13 protein-coding genes are annotated in these 19117 nt (G+C 31.7%); 7 read left to right on the plus strand and 6 right to left on the minus strand.

The genetic code is table 11. From position 1 onward, the window contains the following. Positions 1-414 precede the first annotated feature (414 nt). Positions 415-2859: a TonB-dependent receptor gene (locus N2251_RS04100; RefSeq protein ID WP_260585440.1), complete on the minus strand. Its 2445-nt coding sequence runs from the start codon at positions 2857-2859 to the stop codon at positions 415-417. 175 nt (positions 2860-3034) lie between these two features. Between N2251_RS04100 and N2251_RS04105 the strand changes: the two genes are divergently transcribed. Continuing rightward, the gene (locus N2251_RS04105; protein WP_260585441.1) at positions 3035-4042 is read left to right on the plus strand and encodes an isoaspartyl peptidase/L-asparaginase family protein; all 1008 of its coding nucleotides are present in this window, start codon (positions 3035-3037) and stop codon (positions 4040-4042) included. A gap of 80 nt (positions 4043-4122) precedes the next feature. Here the strand turns inward: N2251_RS04105 and yidC are convergent, their stop codons facing one another. Both yidC and pyrG read right to left on the minus strand, forming a co-directional pair. Further along, a complete protein-coding gene (gene yidC, locus N2251_RS04110; RefSeq protein WP_260585442.1) occupies positions 4123-5994 on the minus strand; it encodes a membrane protein insertase YidC in 1872 nt (623 codons plus the stop codon). 188 nt (positions 5995-6182) lie between these two features. Continuing rightward, positions 6183-7796, minus strand: a complete 1614-nt coding sequence (gene pyrG, locus N2251_RS04115; RefSeq protein ID WP_260585443.1) for a CTP synthase — start codon at positions 7794-7796, stop codon at positions 6183-6185. Positions 7797-8025: 229 nt separating this feature from the next. Between pyrG and rpmH the strand changes: the two genes are divergently transcribed. From rpmH to N2251_RS04145, 6 genes are all read left to right on the plus strand, one after another. After that, positions 8026-8187 (plus strand): 50S ribosomal protein L34, encoded by a 162-nt coding sequence (gene rpmH, locus N2251_RS04120; protein ID WP_058884776.1) that lies wholly within the window; start codon positions 8026-8028, stop codon positions 8185-8187. Positions 8188-8290: 103 nt separating this feature from the next. Next, positions 8291-11143 (plus strand): carbamoyl-phosphate synthase large subunit, encoded by a 2853-nt coding sequence (gene carB, locus N2251_RS04125; RefSeq protein WP_260585445.1) that lies wholly within the window; start codon positions 8291-8293, stop codon positions 11141-11143. A gap of 130 nt (positions 11144-11273) precedes the next feature. Then, a complete protein-coding gene (locus N2251_RS04130; RefSeq protein ID WP_260585446.1) occupies positions 11274-11711 on the plus strand; it encodes a MarR family winged helix-turn-helix transcriptional regulator in 438 nt (145 codons plus the stop codon). A 30-nt stretch (positions 11712-11741) separates the two neighbouring features. Next, the gene (locus N2251_RS04135) at positions 11742-12872 is read left to right on the plus strand and encodes an efflux RND transporter periplasmic adaptor subunit (protein WP_260585447.1); all 1131 of its coding nucleotides are present in this window, start codon (positions 11742-11744) and stop codon (positions 12870-12872) included. A 3-nt stretch (positions 12873-12875) separates the two neighbouring features. After that, positions 12876-16034 (plus strand): efflux RND transporter permease subunit, encoded by a 3159-nt coding sequence (locus N2251_RS04140; protein ID WP_260585448.1) that lies wholly within the window; start codon positions 12876-12878, stop codon positions 16032-16034. A gap of 15 nt (positions 16035-16049) precedes the next feature. Continuing rightward, positions 16050-17372 (plus strand): TolC family protein, encoded by a 1323-nt coding sequence (locus N2251_RS04145; protein ID WP_260585449.1) that lies wholly within the window; start codon positions 16050-16052, stop codon positions 17370-17372. A 58-nt stretch (positions 17373-17430) separates the two neighbouring features. Here the strand turns inward: N2251_RS04145 and N2251_RS04150 are convergent, their stop codons facing one another. The 3 genes from N2251_RS04150 to N2251_RS04160 are packed head-to-tail and all read right to left on the minus strand — an operon-like array spanning position 17431 to position 19051. Next, the gene (locus tag N2251_RS04150; RefSeq protein WP_260585450.1) at positions 17431-18123 is read right to left on the minus strand and encodes a cyclase family protein; all 693 of its coding nucleotides are present in this window, start codon (positions 18121-18123) and stop codon (positions 17431-17433) included. A gap of 3 nt (positions 18124-18126) precedes the next feature. Beyond that, positions 18127-18675, minus strand: coding sequence for an acyl-CoA thioesterase (locus tag N2251_RS04155; protein WP_260585451.1), 549 nt, complete (start codon positions 18673-18675; stop codon positions 18127-18129). Then, the gene (locus N2251_RS04160; RefSeq protein ID WP_260585452.1) at positions 18665-19051 is read right to left on the minus strand and encodes a 6-phosphogluconate dehydrogenase; all 387 of its coding nucleotides are present in this window, start codon (positions 19049-19051) and stop codon (positions 18665-18667) included. Before N2251_RS04160 ends, N2251_RS04155 begins: the two co-directional genes overlap by 11 nt. Positions 19052-19117: the final 66 nt, after the last annotated feature.

The raw sequence follows: 19117 nt of genomic DNA on the forward strand, positions 1-19117 counted from the left end.
TCCTGCTTTCCGCACTCGCTTTTTTTGAAAAAAATCAAAAAAGAGCTCAAACAATTGCTACAATCAGGGCTAGGCTATTAATTAAGAGTTTGCTTTTTTCGATGAACTACTTTTATTTAAAAACAATTTTAAAGAACTATTTTTTTTATAAAATGCTAAGTAGTTGCTATATCGGTTGTAGCGCAGTTTAACCTATAGTAACAGACCTCACAGGTTTTTAAAACCTGTGAGGTCTGTTACTATATAGAGTAAATTTGATTGGTTGTATTTATAATTTACACTATTTTTTAAAAAATAACGGTAATTGCGTTAGGGATTGAATGGTTTGTTTGAGCTCTTATACTTTGTGTGTATTTTTATATACACAAAGTATAAAGCGAGTAATGAAAGCCCGCTCGAACGCCCAAAATAATATTATCCTTCAAAACCTTCTCCTCCGCTATTTTGACCTCCGCCTTGTGGTCTTTCTCTTTTTTTCTTTTGATTAAAACGATACGTAAAACTTAATGATATTTGACGTTCTCTCCATTGAAATTCACCATTAGAAATTGTTGATGGGTTATCTCTACCACCATAATACGTGGTGCTTTCTCGTTTACGTGAGTTTAATAAATCGCTTACATTTAATACTAACGAGGCCTTGTCTTTTAAAATATCTTTACTAAAAGCTAAGTTTGCCATAAACATTCCGCTTCTATCACTTTGCGCGCTGTTTTGCGGTCCGCGATACATTAAACGTGTTTGCCATTCAATTTTTGCAGGTAAGGTAATGCGAGCGTTAAAACGTGCAAACCAGCTGTCTTCGTTAACTTCCTTTAAGTTAGTTATTTCTTGTGTTCCGTCTTGTGCAGTAAACGTGTATGTAAAAGCATCAGTATTAAACTTAAAGTAGTTAAAACTTGCTGATAAACGTACTTTCTTTGTTGGATTGTAATTACTTGTAAATTCAAAACCGTAACGTTGTTCGTCATTTAAATTTAAAGGTTGACTAACAAATACATTGGTTCCGCTTCGTTCTTCAATTATAGAAACTCGTTGAATTTTATCTGTTGAAAGTTGGTAATACAAAGATGCACCTAAGTTAAATTTTCTGATTTTTGTATTGTAACCCAAATCGAAAGAACTTGTGTAGGTTGGATTTAAATCAGGATTTCCTCTAAATACATTGGTAGCAGAACTACGACTTTCAAACGGATTTAAAAACCAGTGACGTGGTCTTCTTAAACGTCTGCTATAGCCTAAAGTAACATTTTCGTTGTCGTTTAACTCATAACCAAGGTTTACTGTAGGAAACCATTCAGTATAATTTTTGTCTGATTTTTGATTGGTTGTTAATACACTTAAATCGATGTCAGTAATTTCTGTACGAAGTCCTAATAAATAAGAGAACTTATTAATTTTACTTCCGTATTGTGTATAAAAAGCATACACATTTTGCTTAAAAGTAATAGCATTTGAAGGATCGAAAGTTGCAAGAGGATCTAATAGGTTTACTCTAAAATCTGAATCTAAATTTTGTAAAGTTGATTTGTGCCCGATTTCAAACTGGCTATTTTCACCAATTGGTAATACATAATCTATTTGTAATAACTTTTCTTTAGAATTGGTAATTTGTGAATTGTCTTCAGAAGGCGCACCATTTACGGTTACAGGAGAGTTTTCTGTTTGTTTGCTATCTCCGTATTGTAAATCGATGGTTAGTTTTTGTCCATCATCATTTAATCTGTTGGTGTAATTTATAGAATATTGTTTGTCTACACCATCTTCATCTTCATTTTCAATCCTATCTTCAGTAGTAGTTAAAACTTTATTTTCATCAAAAAAAGTTGAAATGTTAGTGGCAATATCATTTCCATTAGATTTTCTGTAAACAAAATTACCGGTAACAGAACTGTTGTCGTTTAGGTAATATTCCATTCCGATAGAAGCGTTGAAGTTTTTGTTTTTTCGATCAAAAGTTCTGTCTTCATCTCTATAGTCTTTAATAGTATTGTCACTATTAAAATTTGTAAAACTAGTTTGAGAGTTTCCTGGTCCTTTTCTGTAAGAGTACCCGATGTTAGAAAATAAGTTTATTTTTTTAGTACGGTAATTTAAATTTGGTGCTACTCTTAACATATCTGGGTTACCAGCAGTAAGATTTATAGAACCATTAAAACCTGTAATTTTTCCTTTTCTAAGGATAATATTTAAAATTCCGGCAGTTCCTTCAGCATCATAACGTGCCGATGGAGAAGTAATAACTTCTACTTTTTCAATAGCATCCGCAGGAAGGTTTCTTAAAGCATCGGTACCGGTTAAACCAACTAAAGCAGATGGTTTACCATCAATTAAAATACGTACATTTTCATTACCCCTTAAACTAACTGCACCTACAGCATCTACATTTACTGATGGTACATTGTCTAATACATCAGAAGCTGTTCCACCTTTTACGGTCATATCTTTACCTACGTTGTAAATCTTTTTATCTAAACGAATTTCAACAGTCGATTTTTCGGCAATGATTTCTACCTCATTTAAGGTTTCAGCATCTTCTGTTAAAGAAATAGTACCTATGTTTTTGTTTACTGTTAAGTTTTGAGTTCCTAAATTTTTAGTTTTAAAACCAATAAATTCAGCTTTTACAGCATAATCTCCTTTAGGAACAGAAATATTAAAGTTCCCTTTTGTATCTGTAATTCCTCCACTAATATTTTTTGTTTTAAGGTTTGTTAAAACTATGGTAGCGTATTCTAAAGGTTGTTTGGTGTTGGTTTCTATTACTTTACCTGAGATAGAAATACTTGCACCCTGCGGTTTTTGCGCAAACATTGATAAGCTAAAAATGCAAGCAATTATAAGAGTTAATTTTTTCATTGAATTAAATAATATTTTTTATACTAAGACAACAAAGGTCTCTTAAGGTTTAGTAGGGTTGCGTTAAAATTGTGTTAAAGAAAAATTAAAGTTTAAAAAAGGAATAATTTGAGTTTTGTACATTAGTTGTAGAAAATTGATTTTTTTTGATGGCATAAAATTAAAATAGATAGAAATGAAACGTAGAAAATTTATAAGGAAATTATCTGTTACCGGCTTAGGTTTAGTTACAGTGTCATCAACAGTTTTAGCCTGTAAAGAAACAGTGAAAGAAGAAAAAGAAATTAGTTTCATTTCAAAACCTGTACGTCCTGTTGTTATTGCAATATGGAATACGCCATTGGCGGTTGAAACCGCAGCAGTAATTTTGAAAAAAGGAGGATCGGCATTAGATGCTGTTGAACAAGGTTGTAGAGTTGAAGAAGCGAATGAAAAAGGGAAATCGGTAGGAAAAGGCGGTTTGCCTGATAGAGATGGAAATGTAACTTTGGATGCCTGTATTATGGATGAAAAGGGAAATTACGGAGCTGTTTTAGGTGTTAAAAATATAAAACATGTAATTTCTGTAGCACGAAAAGTAATGGAAGATACACCACATGTAATGTTGGTTGGGGAAGGAGCTGAACAATTTGCAGTTTCAAAAGGTTTTGAAAGGGAAGATTTATTGACGGATGCCTCTAAAAAAGCATGGGAACAATGGAAAGTAAAATCAGAATATAAACCGATTATCAATATCGAAAATCACGATACTATTGGGATGCTAGCAATTGATAAAAGTGGAAATATTTCTGGAGCTTGTACCACAAGTGGATTGGCATATAAAATGGCTGGTAGAGTAGGAGATTCTCCAATTATTGGTGGTGGTTTATTTATTGATAATGAAATTGGAGGGGCATCTGCTACTGGTTTAGGAGAAGAGGTTTTAAAAACTGTCGGTAGTTTTTTAATAGTTGAATTAATGCGTCAAGGAAAATCACCACAAGAAGCCTGTGAAATTGCCATTGGAAGAATTGTGAATAAACCAGGGAAAGATTTTAAGAATTTTCAAGTAGGTTATATTGCTGTAAATAAGCAAGGAGAAACAGGTGCGTATTCAATTCACGAATGGTTTAGCTATAATTTGTATAAAGAAGGCAAAAATAAAAACATTAAGTCAGATTATTTTAATAAAGTGAGAAGCTAGTTTTTTTTAGAGAAGAGAGAAGACAAAAAAAGACGCAATTTTTAAAATTGCGTCTTTTTTAATTTCTGCCTAGAGCCTACTTATTTTTTCTTTTTTGCTTTTTGTTGTGCAGCTTGTTGTTCTTGTGCTTGTTTCATAGCACTATCTAAACGCTCACGAAACTTACTTTTAGCTTTTTCAGGCTTCTTTTTGTTCTCTTCAATTTTAGCGTGAATCTTAGCTTCATCAATTACGTAATTTTTAATAATTAACATAATTACGATGGTTAATAAGTTAGATATAAAATAATATAAACTTAATCCACTTGCGTAGTTGTTAAAGAAAAACAACATCATAATAGGAGAGAAGTAAATCATATACTTCATCATTTTACCCATGTCAGGCATTCCTTCTTGTGTAGGAGCTTGCATGTTTGCTTGTTGACTTTGATTCATTTTCATGTAAAAGAAAATAGCAACTGAAGCTAATATTGGGAATAAACTTACGTGATCTCCATAAAAAGGAATACTAAAAGGTAATTGATATACCATATCGTAAGATGATAAATCATTTGCCCATAAAAAGCTTTTTTGTCTGAACTCTATATTGGTAGGAAAAAACTTAAATAAAGCAAAGAATACAGGCATTTGCATTAATGCAGGGATACAACCCGACATCATGTTTACTCCAGCTTTTCGTTGCACCGCCATTGTTTCTTGCTGACGTTTCATTGCATTTTCTTTACCAGGATATTTTTTGTTGATTTCTTCCATTTCTGGACGAATAACTTTCATCTTAGCACTCGATAAATACGATTTATAAAGTACTGGCGACATGATAATACGAACAACGATCGTCATAAATATGATAATCAATCCGTAGTTACCAATAAACCCTTTTAAAAAGTTAAAAACAGGATGGAAAATAGTACGGTTTAAGAATCCGAAAATTCCCCAACCTAAATCAGCTATTTCGTCTAAACTTGTTCCTTCATACGATTTTAATAAATTGTAATCTGTTGGTCCGTAAAACCATTCCATATTATAATTTAACTCACCATTTGTTAAAGCTAAAGGTGTTTTTAAACTATAAGTTTTAGTAAAAACAGTATCTTTTTCTTCACCTGCAAAATCAACCGATTTTAAACTTGCTCCGTTAAAAGGAGTATCCGAAGATAAAATTGATGAAAAGAAATGTTGTTTATAAGTAACCCAATTTACATCGCTAACGGTTTCATCGTCGTTCATTTGTAAATAATCAACTTCATCATCAGCTTTATAATAGTAGTAAGAATACATGTTTTCGGTTTTTAAACTTTTTTCATGTCTAAAACCTTTTAAACTCCAATCTAAATTAATTGCTTGAGAGCTGTTTATTACCGAATTTAATCCTTGAGAACGAACAGCAAAAGCTACACGGTAATCGTCTTTTTTAATCTCGTAACGATATTCTAAAAATTGATTTTCAGATACTTTCAATTTCATAGAAAGTATTTGAGTATCTCCGTTTTTAGTTAAAGTAGGTGTAAATAATAAATCTTTAGTATTTAAAATACGATTATCGGTAGTTCCGAAATTAATATTAAAAGACGCGTTTTTATCTTTTACTAAATATAAAGGAAGCGAATCGTATGTTTTGAAGTTTTTAAGTAAAGCTTCAGTAATTTGCCCACCTTTATTATCAATAGTTAATTTAACAAGGTCATTCTCTATAGAGGTACTTCCATCTTTACCAGTTGAAGCTCCGTATGCAAAAGCGCCTAGTTTGTTTTTTAAAGCAATTTGCTGTAGCGAGTCATTTAAGACAGTTGTTTCTGCTAAATTGTTTTGAGTAGTTGCTGCTTCAGAAACTTGTTCTGTTTTAGTTGTTTCAGGAGTTACTTCTGGCTCACGAGTGTTCATCCACCAAAGCAATATTCCTCCTAATAAAAGCATTCCTATAAAGGAATTTAAATCAAATTTTTTTTGTTCCATTGATATGTATTATAATGTCAACTTGTCATTTTTTGTTTTTCTCATTATTGAAAAACCCGACAAATGTAGCGAAACCTTATATATTTTATGAGGTTTTACTGTGATTAATTTTGATGATAGTAATAGTTCAAATAGTATTCCGTTTTGATAAAAAAAATCCTGTAACTAAAAATTACAGGATTTTAAATTTATTTTTTTGATTGCTGCAAAGCCGCTTTTATAAAACTCACAAATAAAGGATGTGGATTTAACACCGTGCTTTTATATTCAGGGTGATATTGTACACCAACAAACCAAGGATGCGTATCAATCTCAACGATTTCAACCAATCCTGTTTTAGGGTTGATTCCTGTAGCTTTCATTCCAGCATTTTCTAATTGCTCCTTATATTCATTATTATATTCGTATCTATGACGGTGACGTTCGCTAATTAACTCTTTTTTATAAGCTTCAAAAACTCGAGACTCTTTTGTTAATTGGCAATCCCAAGCACCCAATCGCATGGTTCCACCTTTTTCGGTAACGTCTTTTTGCTCTTCCATTAAATTAATAACAGGGTGCGCTGTTTTTTCATTCATTTCAGTTGAAATAGCTTCTTTTAAACCTAAAACATTACGTGAATATTCAATAACTGCCATTTGCATTCCTAAACAAATTCCTAAAAAAGGAATGTTATTTTCACGTACATATTGTACAGCTGCTATTTTACCTTCAATACCACGGTCTCCAAACCCAGGAGCAACTAAAACACCGTTTAAGCCTTCTAGTTTTGAAGCAGCATTTTCGGGTGTTAATTCCTCTGAGTGAATCCAACGAACATTTACTTTTGCTTTATTTGTAGCACCAGCATGAATAAATGCTTCGGTAATTGATTTATAAGAATCGTGTAATTCTACATATTTACCAACTAAACCGATTTCTATAGTAGCGGTAGGATTTTTATGACGCTCTAAAAACTGATTCCATGCTTTTAATTTAGGTTGTTTACGGGTTGATAAATTTAATTTATCTAAAACCACATAGTCTAAACCTTCTTTAAACATTAAATTAGGTACATCGTAAATTGTTTCTGCGTCTAAAGACTGAATTACGTCTTGTTTTTTAACGTTGCAAAACAAAGCCAGTTTACGTTTAATAGTATCGTTAATTTCATGCTCAGAACGACATACAAGAATGTCAGGGCTTACACCACTTTGCATTAACATTTTAACAGAATGTTGTGTAGGTTTTGTTTTTAATTCACCAGCAGCAGCTAAATAAGGTACTAAAGTTAAATGAATAACAATAACGTTATCATCTCCTAGTTCCCATTTTAATTGACGTACAGCCTCTACGTAAGGTAGTGATTCTATATCTCCAACAGTACCACCAATTTCAGTTAGTACGATATCATAATCTCCAGTTTTCCCTAGAATTTGAATTCGTTCTTTAATTTCATCAGTAATATGTGGTATTACTTGTACCGTTTTCCCCAAGAATTCTCCTTTACGCTCTTTGTTTATTACAGATTGATAAATTTTACCAGTAGTAACATTGTTCGCCTGTGAAGTAGGTATGTTTAAAAAACGCTCGTAGTGCCCCAAATCTAAATCGGTTTCAGCACCATCATCAGTAACATAACATTCACCGTGTTCATACGGGTTTAATGTTCCTGGATCTATATTTATATATGGGTCTAATTTTTGAATGGTCACAGAAAAACCTCTTTGCTGTAATAGTTTAGCTAAAGATGCAGCAATAATTCCTTTTCCTAGTGATGAAGTTACGCCTCCTGTTACAAAAACGTATTTAGTGTTGTTCATGGTGTTGTTAGGTTTGGGCAAAAATAAGAAGTCTAGCTATTCGAACAAATAAAAAAGTGAAAAAAGATATATAAAAATTCACTATTTTTGCCACGTGAAAAAATATTAGAAAAAAGTAAAACTAGTATTTGTTAAACAAAAAAACTGTTGTATATTTGCCCACGCTTTTAGCAGACGGAATTTCATAAAAGCAACGTATAATTAAAGACCATTTTTAAAAATATAAATAATGCCGAAAAGAACTTACCAACCATCGAAAAGAAAAAGAAGAAACAAACACGGTTTCAGAGAAAGAATGGCATCTGCTAATGGACGTAAAGTACTAGCAAGAAGAAGAGCTAAAGGAAGAAAGAACTTAAGTGTATCTTCAGCTCCAAGACCAAAAAAATAATGATTAACAATTGTTAATATATTAGGTGTTACTATTTTTTAGTAACACCTTTTTTTATATATACTTTTTTTATTTTTGACAACAACACAACACAACAATTAAGATGCCTAAAAATCAAAACCTTAAATCTATTTTAATAATCGGATCAGGACCAATTGTTATTGGACAAGCCTGTGAGTTTGATTATTCTGGAACGCAAGCTTTGCGTTCTTTACGCGAAGACGGAATTGAAACTGTTTTAATCAATTCGAACCCAGCAACAATCATGACCGACCCTACAATGGCCGATCATGTTTATCTTTTGCCTTTAAATACAAAATCGTTAATTCAAATTTTAAAAGAGCATCCACAAATTGATGCCGTTTTACCAACAATGGGTGGTCAAACAGCATTAAATTTATGTATTGAAGCTGACGAAAAAGGAATTTGGAAAGATTTTGGAGTAGAAATTATTGGTGTTAATATTGATGCTATTAATATTACAGAAGATCGTGAGAAGTTTAGAAACTTGATGATAGATATTGGTATTCCAATGGCACCTCAAGCAACAGCTACTTCTTTCTTAAAAGGAAAAGAAATTGCACAAGAATTTGGATTTCCTTTAATTATTAGAGCATCCTTTACTTTAGGTGGTGAAGGAGCTTCTTTTGTTTATAAAGAAGAAGACTTTGATGCTTTGTTAACTCGCGGATTAGAAGTTTCTCCTATTCATGAGGTAATGATTGATAAAGCACTTATCGGTTGGAAAGAATACGAGTTAGAATTATTAAGAGACGCGAATGATAATGTAGTTATTATTTGTTCTATTGAAAATATGGATCCGATCGGAATTCACACAGGAGATTCTATTACGGTAGCTCCTGCAATGACACTTTCTGATAAAACATTCCAAAAAATGCGTGATATGGCAATTCATATGATGCGTAATATTGGTGATTTTGCAGGTGGATGTAATGTGCAGTTTGCGATTTCTCCTGATGAAAAAGAAGACATAATAGCAATTGAAATTAATCCACGTGTATCGCGTTCTTCTGCTTTAGCAAGTAAAGCAACTGGATATCCGATTGCGAAAATTGCCGCTAAATTAGCTTTGGGTTATCATTTAGATGAATTAGATAATCAAATTACCAAATCGACATCAGCTTTATTTGAGCCAACCTTAGATTATGTAATTGTAAAAATTCCTCGTTGGAACTTTGATAAATTTGAAGGTTCAGACAGAACTTTAGGTTTACAAATGAAATCTGTTGGTGAAGTAATGGGAATTGGACGTTCGTTTCAAGAAGCATTACATAAAGCAACACAATCTCTTGAAATTAAACGTAATGGTTTAGGTGCTGATGGAAAAGAAAATAAGAATTACGAAGAAATTATAGAGAAATTAACTAACGCATCTTGGGATCGTGTTTTTATTATTTATGATGCTATTAAAATGGGAATTCCGTTGAGTAAAATCCACGAAATTACGCAGATTGATATGTGGTTCTTAAAACAATATGAAGAATTACACGAAATAGAAAAAGAAATATCTAAATTCAGTGTTGATACACTTGATAGAGATTTGTTATTAGAAGCAAAACAGAAAGGATATGGAGATCGTCAGATTGCACATATGTTACAATGTTTAGAAAGTGAAGTATATAAGAAAAGAGAAGAGTTAAATATTAATAGAGTTTATAAGTTAGTAGATACTTGTGCGGCAGAATTTAAAGCAAAAACTCCGTATTATTATTCAACTTTCGAAAGTGATATTGTAACTAAAGAAGGTGAAACAGTTATAGCTAACGAAAGTGAAGTTACACCAAAAAAGAAAATTATAGTTTTAGGTTCAGGACCAAACCGAATCGGACAAGGAATTGAATTTGATTATTGTTGTGTTCATGGTATTTTAGCAGCTGCAGAATGTGGTTACGAAACGATTATGATTAACTGTAATCCAGAAACGGTTTCTACCGATTTTGATACCGCAGATAAATTATACTTCGAACCTGTTTTTTGGGAGCATATTTATGATATCATAAAACATGAAAAACCAGAAGGAGTTATTGTTCAATTAGGAGGGCAAACTGCTTTAAAGTTAGCAGAGAAGTTAACGAAATACGGAATTAAAATTTTAGGAACCTCTTTTGAAGCCTTAGATTTAGCAGAAGATAGAGGAAGTTTTTCAGACTTGTTAAAAAACAATAATATTCCGTATCCAGAATTTGGAATTGCAGAAACTGCGGATGAAGCTTTGGCTTTGGCAGATGAATTAGATTTTCCGATTTTAGTAAGACCTTCTTATGTTTTAGGAGGACAAGGAATGAAAATTGTTATCAACAAAGAAGAATTAATAGAGCATGTTGTTGATTTATTAAGAAGAATGCCTGGTAATAAATTATTATTAGACCATTATTTAGATGGCGCAATAGAAGCAGAAGCTGATGCAATTAGTGATGGTGAAAACGTGCAAATTATCGGAATTATGGAGCATATTGAGCCTTGTGGAGTGCACTCTGGAGATTCAAATGCAACATTACCAGCCTTTAATTTAGGTGATTTAGTATTGCAGCAAATAAAAGATCATACAAAAACAATCGCTTTAGAATTGAAAACAGTTGGTTTGATTAACGTTCAGTTTGCAATTAAAAACGATATTGTTTATATTATTGAAGCAAATCCAAGAGCATCACGTACAGTTCCTTTTATAGCAAAAGCTTATAAACAGCCTTATGTAAATTATGCTACTAAGGTAATGTTAGGAGAAAAGAAAGTAACAGATTTTGATTTTAATCCTCAGTTAGATGGTTATGCAATAAAACAACCTGTATTTTCATTTAATAAATTTCCGAATGTAAACAAACAATTAGGACCTGAAATGAAATCGACAGGAGAAAGTATTTTGTTTATTGATGATTTAAAAGATGATCAATTTTACGATTTGTATTCAAGACGTAAAATGTATTTAACAAAGTAAGTTTTGTCAAAATAAATTTAAAAGCCTATCAATAATTATTGATAGGCTTTTTTTTAACAAGAAATTAACCAGTTGTATATGCAACTAAATAATGTTTTTATGTTAATTTTGCAGACATTAAAAAATATGTATGGGAATTGAAAATACATTAGCGCCTTGGTTAGGAAAAACCACAAAAATGATTGAAAATCATGTTCAGGACTTGTTTTTTGACCATAATATTTCATTGACAAAAATACAATGGGTATTCCTAAAAAAAGTGCAAGAAAAAAACGGGGTACCACAACAGGAATTAGCATTTTTAACAGGTAGAGATAAAACATCATTAACACGTTTAATAAATACGATGGAAAAAAAAGCTTTAGTAGCTAGAATTCCGTCTAAATTAGATAGGCGAATTAATAATATTCATATTACTAAAAAGGGGGAGAGTTTATTTAAAGAAACACTGCCGTTAATGGAGCAATTTGTAACATCATTACAAGAAAATATATCCGAAGAAGAAATTACACAAACAATAAGTGTTATCAAAAAAATACAAGAAAATTTAAAAACTAAAACTAGTTAAAAGTTGTAATTGCAACTAAATATATAAGTCATGAGAAAATTAATCATTGTAGGAGCTGGAGTTGTTGTACTTGGATTATCATTTGTAATCTCTAATCTTTTAAAAGATAGTAAAGAGATTCCTGTACAGAAGGTTACAAAGGTAGAAAAAACGGTCTTTGTTAAAGAAGTTAAAAATGGTGATGTTGCTATTACTATTACTGCGAACGGAAATTTGCAAGCTAAAAATAAAGTAGATATCTACTCAGAGGTTCAGGGGGTTTTACGTCCTACATCAAAGGCTTTTAAAGCAGGTGTATCTTATAAAAAAGGGCAAACATTGTTACGTGTTAATAGTCAAGAGTTTTATGCATCAATTCAATCTCAAAGAAGCTCATTACAAAATTTGATAGCATCGATTATGCCAGATTTACGATTGGATTATCCAGCTTCTTTTGAAAAATGGAATACATACTTAAAAAACTACGATATAAATAAAACGGTACAACCACTTCCTAAAACAAGCTCAGACAAAGAAAAGTATTTTATAACGGGTAAAAATATATTTACCTCGTTTTATAATTTAAAAAATTTAGAAGCGAGATTAGGAAAATACAATCTTAGAGCTCCTTTTAGTGGTGTAATTACTGAAGCTTTGGTAACTAACGGAACTTTAGTAAGAGTAGGACAGAAAATGGGAGAATTTATAGATACTTCAGTTTTCGAATTGGCTTTATCTGTTAATGGTGGTTTTGCTGATATTTTACAAGTTGGAAAAATAGTTACGCTTCAAAATTTAGAGAAAAATAAAAATTGGTCAGGAAAAGTAGCTAGAATTAACGGGAAAATAGACCAAACTACGCAAACCGTTCAAGTTTTTATAGAAGTAATAGGAAAGGATTTAAGAGAAGGAATGTATTTGGAAGCAAATGTGCCTGTAAAAAAAATGTCTGAGGCTATTGAAATAAATAGAAAATTATTGATTGAAAACAAAGCCGTATATGTTGTAAAAGATAATGTATTAGATTTAATAGCAATTAAAACTGTGCATTTTAACGAAAATACGGTCATAATAAAAGGTTTAGATAATGGTATGAAATTGGTTTACAAACCGGTTGCAGGTGCGTATGTAGGGATGCCTGTTAAAATATTTTCTGAAACAACTAACACTGCAAAAAAATAGGATATGAAAAAAGTAATCGCATATTTTATAAAATACCCAGTGGCGGTAAATATCATTATTATTGCCTTTGTAGTATTAGGAACTTTTGGATTCTCTTCTTTAAAATCGTCTTTTTTTCCGTTAACGGATGCTAAATTCATCAATATAAACGTAGCATATCCGGGAGCTTCTCCTCAAGAAATGGAAGAAGGAGTGGTGTTAAAAATTGAAGATAATTTAAAAGGATTGGTTGGGGTAGATCGAGTAACTTCTACATCATCAGAAAATTCAGCTAGCATTTCAGTAGAAATATTAAAGGGTTATGATATTAATGTGGTTTTAGCAGATGTTAAAAACGCAGTAGATAAAGTGCCTAATTTTCCGTCGGGAATGGAGCCCGCGGTAGTTGCTAAAATTGAAAAAATTGCAGAAACGATTAGTTTTGTGGTTACAGGAGATAAGGTTCCTTTAAAATCATTAAAAAATATTGCAAGAGATATAGAAAATGATATCCGTAGGATAGACGGAATTTCTCAAATTTCGGTTTCAGGATATCCAGCAGAAGAAATTGAAATAGCTGTTAAAGAAAATGATTTAAGAGCATACAATTTAACATTTAATGATGTTGCAAGAGCAGTTTCTACAGCAAATATTTTAACATCAGGTGGTTCTGTAAAAACTGTTGCAGAAGAGTATTTAATCCGTGCAAATAATCGTTCGTATTATGGTGATGAGTTAGATAATTTGGTAGTAAAAGCTGATGCTTCAGGAACAATAATTAGGTTAAAAGATGTTGCTACAGTAAGAGATATTTGGAATGAAACACCGAACAGGAATTTTTATAACGGAAATTTAGCGGTACGAATACAAGTAAGTAACACCAATAACGAGGATTTATTAACTTCAGCTAAAAAAATAAATACTTATATAGAGAAGTTTAATAAAGAACATGAAAATATAAAGATTGAAATCACAAGAGATTCATCAATAACCTTAAATCAGCGTACCGAGTTATTGTTTAAAAATGCATGGCAAGGAATGTTGTTGGTAATGTTATTTTTATCGTTGTTTTTACGTCCGAGATTAGCATTTTGGGTAGCAGCAGGTTTGCCTGTAGCATTTTTCGGAATGTTTATGTTGGCAGGATATTTTAACATCACTATAAACGTATTGTCATTGTTTGGTATGATTATCGTTATCGGTATTTTAGTAGATGACGGAATTGTAATTGCTGAAAATATTTATCATCATTATGAAAAAGGAAAAAACCCGATTAGAGCTGCGATTGACGGTACGATGGAAGTGGTGCCACCAATTATATCGGCAATAACCACTACGGTTTTAGCCTTTTCGGTATTCTTTTTCTTAGAAGGAAATATAGGAGAGTTTTTTGGAGAAGTAGCTACTGTGGTTGCACTTACCTTAATCCTTTCGTTGGTAGAAGCATTAATTATTTTACCAGCACACGTTGCACATTCAAAAGCATTAGATAGAAATCAGAAATTGTATGCATTTAATAAATATGCAGAAGATTTTATGGATTTTATGCGTGATAAATTATATGCACCAGCATTACGATTTGTTTTAGATAATAAGTTCTTTGGATTGGTAATTCCGGTTGCTTTATTTATGATTACCATAGGTGCATTTCAGGGAGGAATTATAAAAGGAACTTTTTTTCCGTCGATAGCGAGTGATCGAGTATCGGTAAATTTAACCATGCCACAAGGAACTAATGAAAAAATTACAGATAGTATTATTTCTGTAATTGAAGAAAAAACATGGGAAGTTGAAAAAGAATTTACAGAAAAATATGCAATTACAGAGGAACCCGTAATTGAAAATGTTTTGAAACAAATTGGACCAGGTTCGGCAAAAGCATCACTAAGAATAAACTTATTACCAGGTGAAACAAGAACCTTTACTTCAAGAGAAATTACTAACGAAATTCGTAAAAGAGTAGGGACTATATATGGTGTAGAGTCGTTAACTTTTGGTTCGGGAGGTAATTTTGGTGGAAGTCCGGTTTCAGTGTCATTATTAAGTAACAACATCGCTGAGTTAAAAGCAGCTAAAACCGAATTAAAATCAGAGTTAAATAAAAATCAAAATTTAAAAGATGTAACTGATAATGATCCGCAAGGAATCAAAGAAATTAATATACAGTTAAAAGACAATGCTTATTTATTAGGCTTGAATTTAAACGAGGTAATGTCGCAAATTAGAAGTGGTTTTTTTGGTAGGCAAGCGCAGCGTTTCCAAAGAGGACAAGACGAAATTAAAGTTTGGGTTCGTTATGATAAAAATGAACGATCATCAATAAAAAATTTAGATGATATGCGAATTTCTACACCTACTGGTAATAGAATTCCATTATCGGAAATAGCAACTTATAAAATTGAACGTGGAGAAATATCGATCAACCACATAGCAGGGCAACGAGAAATTAAAGTAGATGCTGATATGAGAGATGCGCAAGGAAGCGCTACAGATGTTTTAGATGATATTAAAGCTCGAATAATGCCCGAAATCAATGCAAAATACCCATCGGTAACAGCATTGTATGAAGGGCAGAACAGAGAAGCATCAAAAGTTTCAAGTTCGGCAGCATTGGTAGGACCTGTAATTTTATTGCTGATTTATATTGTAATTGTATTTACATTTAGATCGTACGGACAGCCGTTTATGTTACTAATTATGGTGCCTTTTAGTTTAATAGGAGTTGCATGGGGGCATTGGTTTCATGGTTTTGCGGTAAATATATTATCTCTTTTAGGAATTATAGCTTTGGTAGGAATTATGGTAAATGATGGCTTGGTACTAATAAGTAAATTTAATAGTTATCTAAAAGAAGGAATGGAGTTTGAAGAAGCTTTATTTGCAGCAGGAAAATCTAGATTTAGAGCTATTTTCTTAACAACAATTACTACAGTTGCTGGTTTGGCGCCTTTAATTTTAGAAACAAGTCGTCAAGCACAATTTTTAATTCCGATGGCAATTTCTATCGCATACGGAATTATGATTGCTACTTTTTTAACCCTGCTAACTTTACCCGTATTGTTATCAATTGCTAATTATTCGAAAGTATATACAAAATGGTTATGGGAAGGTAAGAAGCCAAAAAGAGAATCGGTAGAAAGAGCTATAAAAGAACTAGAATCAGAAAATGCTGAAGAAGCGTAGTAAAAGAAAATAAAGATGAAAACAACCTATTTAATTATTGGATTCCTGTTTGTAAATGTTTCTTTTTATGGACAAGAGATATTATCAAAAGAAAAAGCGGTAGAAATTACCTTAGAAAATAATTACGACATACGAGTTACTAAAAACAACTTAGAAACAGCTAAAAATAATAAGAGTATCTATAATAGTGGTTATTTACCAACGGTAGTAGGAAACGCCGGTGCCACCTATAGTAACAACGATTCTGATAATGAATTTAAAAACGGAACGATAAACTCGGTTACCGGAGCAGAATCTAAAGGATACAATGCATCTGTAGGATTAAATTATACTATTTTTAATGGATTTAACAGGCAAAACACGTTTAAACGCTTAAAGGAATCGTATAATTTAACAGAATTACAAGCACGACAAGTAATTGAAAACACCTTAACCACATTATTTTTGGCGTATTATGAAGTAGGTAGATTGACAGAAAATGAAACAGCGCAAAAAGAAACGTTAGCAATTTCTAAAAGACGTTTACAAAGAGCTATTTATAGTTTTGATTACGGTCAAAACACAAAATTAGATGTTTTAAATGCTGAAGTTGATGTTAATAATGATAGCATTACTTACATAAATGTAAAAAGACAATTAGCAAACTCAAAAAGAGATTTAAATGTGGTTTTAGGTAGAAGTGTAAATACGCCAGTAATTGTAAATACAAATGTTACTTATACGGTTGATTTAAACTTAACAGATGTATTAGCAAAATCAAAAACAAATAATGCGAATTTATTGCAAGCAAAAAAGAACATTGAGTTACGACAATTAGATATTAAGATTAATAAAGCGGGCTGGATGCCAAATGTAGGTTTAACAAGTTCGTATGCTTGGAGTAAAAGTAACAACGATGCAGTAAATGATTTTAGTCCGATTTCTAATACGAGAAAAGGATTAAATGCAGGTGTAAATTTGTCTTGGAATATTTTTGATGGTGGACGTACCAAAACCAATGTTACCAATGCTAAAATAGCGTTAGAAACACAAGAAATTCAGAAATTACAACAAGAAGAGCGTTTAGAAAGAGATGTAAACAATGCATGGGAAACCTATCAAAATGCCTTATTTTCGTTACAAGTTCAAGAAAAAAATGTAATAACTAATAAGCTTAATTTTGATAGAACTAATGAACGTTATAAATTAGGACAAGTTACTTCGATTGATTTTCGTCAGGCACAAGTAAATTTAATAAATGCTGAATTAAGTGTAAGTAATGCAAAATATACTGCAAAAAATGCCGAATTACAATTGTTGCAATTAGCAGGAAGTTTATTAGATAATAAGAACTTTTAGAAATAGAATTTTAACATAAATAGATAAAAATCCGAAGTTAGCTAACTTCGGATTTTTATTACTCAAAAACAGCAATGGCTCTTACAGGAGAACCTGTTCCGCCTCTTATTTTTAGTGGTAAACCAATAAACTTAAATCGTCCTCGTCCGATTAATTTATCAAGATTTATCATATTTTCATAATGGGTAAACCCCATGTTTCCACAAATATGATGCACTTCTTTATTTGATATCTTGGGTATACCTGGCGACATTGTTTCTACACCAAATGCGGCAATTTTTTGTTCACCTAACCAAGTAGCACATTCTGCTGTAATTCCTGGACCTTTACCCCAGTTTTCAGTATTAAAATGTTTTTGATAATGGTTGGTACACAAAAGAACGGTATCACCTTTTTTAATAGTTAAATTACTTTCTTTTAGTTTGTCTATTACTTCAGTTGAAGTTATTAACTCTTGTAAGTTTTTATGAGAGAAATCTAAACAAATCCCTTCCGTATAAAACATAGAAAGTGGCATTGTGTCAATAGATTTATCAATATGTTTGGCTTCCATATGGTTTAAAGCATCTACGTGAGTTCCGGTATGTTCGCCCATTTCTAGTTTATAAACCGCAGGAGTTTTTGTTGTTGGGTTTTTAATTCCGTCCCATTCTTCGTGCGTATTATGAACTGTCATTTTTACTTGAGGAAGACTTTTATAAACTGGCATTCCTTCAAATATTTCTTGACTTAAATCTATAATCTCAGGCATAAACTATAATTCAATTTTTACATTATAACTTTCTAATTCTTTAACATAGTTATGTGGGGTAAAATCTTTACTATCAAATTCATCTTGACGTTTATTTTTCATTTCAATACGTTTTATTGCTTTTAAAAAACGACTCACCTCAATATCATTTTTTACAATTAAACCAGGAACTTCAATACTTTTTCCTTCATCATCTTTGGCAACCATGGTAAAATAAGAAGAATTACAATGTTTTTTTTCTCCTGTTCTAATATTTTCGGCATCAACACGAACACCAACAACCATAGAAGTTCGTCCGGTATAATTTACAGAAGCTTTCATTGTAACTAATTCGCCAACTTCAATCGGACTCAAAAAATCTACTGTATCAACCGAAGCAGTTACACAATACTCGCCAGAATGTTTAGAAGCACAAGCAAAAGCGATTTGATCTAATAATGATAAGATATAACCTCCGTGAATTTTACCGCTAAAATTGGCATGCGAAGGAAGCATTAATTCAGAAATTGTAATATATGTTTCTGCTACGTGTTTGTGTTTTTTAGTGCTCATCTGCTGATTTTAATCCTCTAAAATGTGGTGAAACCTCTTCTTCTACCTTTGTTATAAAATATTTGGTATCTCCTAACCAAAGTAAAGTGTCGTAACGTTCTTTGTAGGTAACTTTTACGTAACGACCTTGAAATTTTTGTAAATCGGTAATTACTTGTTGTTTTTGATCTTCAACTGAAAAAGAAAAAATTTGCGAGCCAGAAATACCTTGACTAATTTCACCTTCCCATGTTTTTATAAGTACGCCTTTATAACTAATTTTTATCAATTCACCAGAACGAACACCTTCGCTATAAGGAACATAATATATAAATGCGTAATATAAGCTAGCGATTAATAAGATAACGCCAATAATAAATGCTAATATTTTTTTCATAAAACAAAAGTAATATTAATATTTAAACTTGCAGAAAAATAGTAAATAGTTAAGCGTTAAAAGTAT

Origin of the sequence: Tenacibaculum haliotis (genome assembly GCF_025215075.1) — a bacterium.
Classification (GTDB): domain Bacteria; phylum Bacteroidota; class Bacteroidia; order Flavobacteriales; family Flavobacteriaceae; genus Polaribacter; species Polaribacter haliotis_B.